This window comes from Clostridia bacterium (assembly GCA_014360065.1).
GTDB lineage: Bacteria > Bacillota > DSM-521 > Neomoorellales > JACIYF01 > JACIYF01.
Genome location: JACIYF010000216.1, coordinates 1 through 2,332 on the forward strand (window position 1 = coordinate 1; position 2,332 = coordinate 2,332).

1 protein-coding gene is annotated in these 2,332 nt (G+C 53.0%); it reads left to right on the forward strand.

Annotated features, from left to right (window positions below):
* The first annotated feature begins 99 nt into the window (after positions 1-99).
* The gene (locus H5U02_15175; GenBank protein MBC7343762.1) at positions 100-2,079 is read left to right on the forward strand and encodes a cellulose biosynthesis cyclic di-GMP-binding regulatory protein BcsB; all 1,980 of its coding nucleotides are present in this window, start codon (positions 100-102) and stop codon (positions 2,077-2,079) included.
* The last annotated feature ends 253 nt before the right edge of the window (positions 2,080-2,332 follow it).

Genomic DNA, 2,332 nt, shown 5'->3' on the forward strand with positions numbered 1-2,332 from the left:
GTATAAAATGGAAAGGTCGGCGAGATGATGGTAAGAAAGGCGACAGCGATTATTTTACTGTTAATCGCAGGATTAGGTTTTTTGTTCCCTCGGGGGTCAATGGCAGCAGAGGATAAGATAAGTGTCTATAACATCAGGATGTTTACCACTGATATGGTACTCAATGCGCCTATAAACGAACTGTACTACTGGCTCGAGCTAAGGCCGGGGATAAATCCCACGCGGGCCCTTTTGGATCTCTGGTATTCTTGTTCGGAAACGATTCTGCGCGAGAACTCTTCGATTACGGTGAGCCTGAATGGAAGGCCCCTGAGCAGTCGCCGTCTGTTTAAAGAGGGGAACGGCCCCACGAACTGGCAGGTAGCACTTCCGGTGGAGCTCCTTAAAGAAGGGTTTAATGAGATAAAGATCTCTACCAGCCAGAGAAGCACCGAGAACACATGTCAGGATGTGGATAACAAGGCAAACTGGGTCGTTATCCTTAACAGTTCTGTGGTTCACCTGGAACAAAGCATCAGAAAAGCGCGTCTGAGCGATTATCCATACCCTTTTATGAATCATCTGGCCGGCCCTCCGGTTCAATCTGTATGGTATCTCAAGCCGGAGCCAGAAGCCGAACACATCGAAGCAATGCTGGAACTGGCTGCGGATTGGGGGAAAAGGCTTGGGGGAGGCAGCCTGGAAAGATTCAGGGTTAGCACCGGTCCGCCAGCCGAGGGGGGAAATCAGTTGCTCATCGGTGCCGGATATCCTCCTGAAACGGAGCCGGGAAAGGCAACGGAAGAAAAAAGCACCGGCTATCTCGCCCTTCGACCCAACGGAGAGGGTTTTTACCGCCTTGTGATCGCGGGTAGCGGTGATGAAGGTTTAAAGAAGGCGGTACGGGCTCTTGCAACTGACCTTATACGCCAAACAGAAGAAGATGAGCTTTTTATCCGCCATGTCCTCCCCCCGGAAAAACAAAAGCAACGCCGTGAAGGAGAACGGAGCTTAACCTTGAATGATCTCGGTTATTCGGAAATAAAGCTGGCCGGAGCCTTTCACCAGCGAACTACGATAACGGTTCGAAGACCTCCGGGGTGGGCCGTCGGTCCGGGCTCTTATGTGCAACTTTACTTCCGGCATTCCTCGCTGCTCAATCCCAGCCGCTCGGCGGTTACCATTTATGTCAACGGGCGTCCTTTGAAGAGCTTGGCGCTCAATGCCGGCAATGCCGAGAAGGGTGAGCTGAAGGCTTTTATACCCCGTGATGAGCTTGACAAAGCAGAATGGAATATCGAGTTTGCCTTCTACCACGACATCGGGACAGCCGACTGCTCGAAGAAATACGAGGAGGTAGCCTGGTCGGTTATTGAGAAGGAGACCAGCGTTTATCTGGCTCCCGGCAAAAGCTACTATGTCGCGCGGTGGGCCGACTTCCCATATTTTGACCTCGGCGAAACAGGTAAGAGCCAAAGAGTCGCGCTGTGGCTATCGGAGCATCCTTCTGCTTCCGAACTGACGCTGGCTGCTTTGCTGGCCGCCCGGGTAGGGCAGGTCTACGGCAATGGGATTGAATGGAAGGTATATATGGGCGGGAAACAATTCCCTAAAAATGAGCATTGCCTCTTCGTCATTGCCCGCAACAACAAACTGGCTAGTATAGCTGAGGGTATCGAGGGGTTGCCGATTAAGCCGGAGGCGGGGGGCAGCTTTGCGATCAGCCCTGACTACCACATTACTCCGGATTACTTGGAGAAAAACACCATATGCCAAGTGGTGGGAGGAAAAGATGGGGCACTATATTACATCATTTCCTCGCCCGACGATGAAGGCATTGAGACCCTGATCTCGATATTTTCGAGCCCGGAGAGGATGGCCCGCCTGGAAGGAGAAGTAGCCCTGGTAAGTAGGGAAGGCAGAATCATAAATCTGAACCCCGAGAAAGAGGTTTCGGAGCCCTCGGCACTCTTCCGATTGCCTATCAAACTGCCGTCGGTTGGAAACAACAGCGCCGCATACGTTTACATAGCGGTAATGCTAGTGGTCCTTCTGGGGATGGGGGCGACGTTGTGGCTGGTGCGAACAAGAACGAGATAGGATTTTGCGTCCGGAGCAGCTTGGCCTTTCGTCGTCTGCCGAGCTTCCCAGAGTCACGTCAGAATCCGAGCCTTTGGCCTTGGGGTTTCTTGTCGAGGACCCTCCGAGGAAGGCTATGGGGAGGAGGAACGGGTTTCTTCAGACGGTACTGTTGTTCCTTGTATGTTTTGTGCTGGCGGTGGTTTCCATCCCGCAGCCGGTTAGAGCTGGGCCCGCGGCAGGAATGTTCTTTTCCGACATTGCCGGCAGCTGG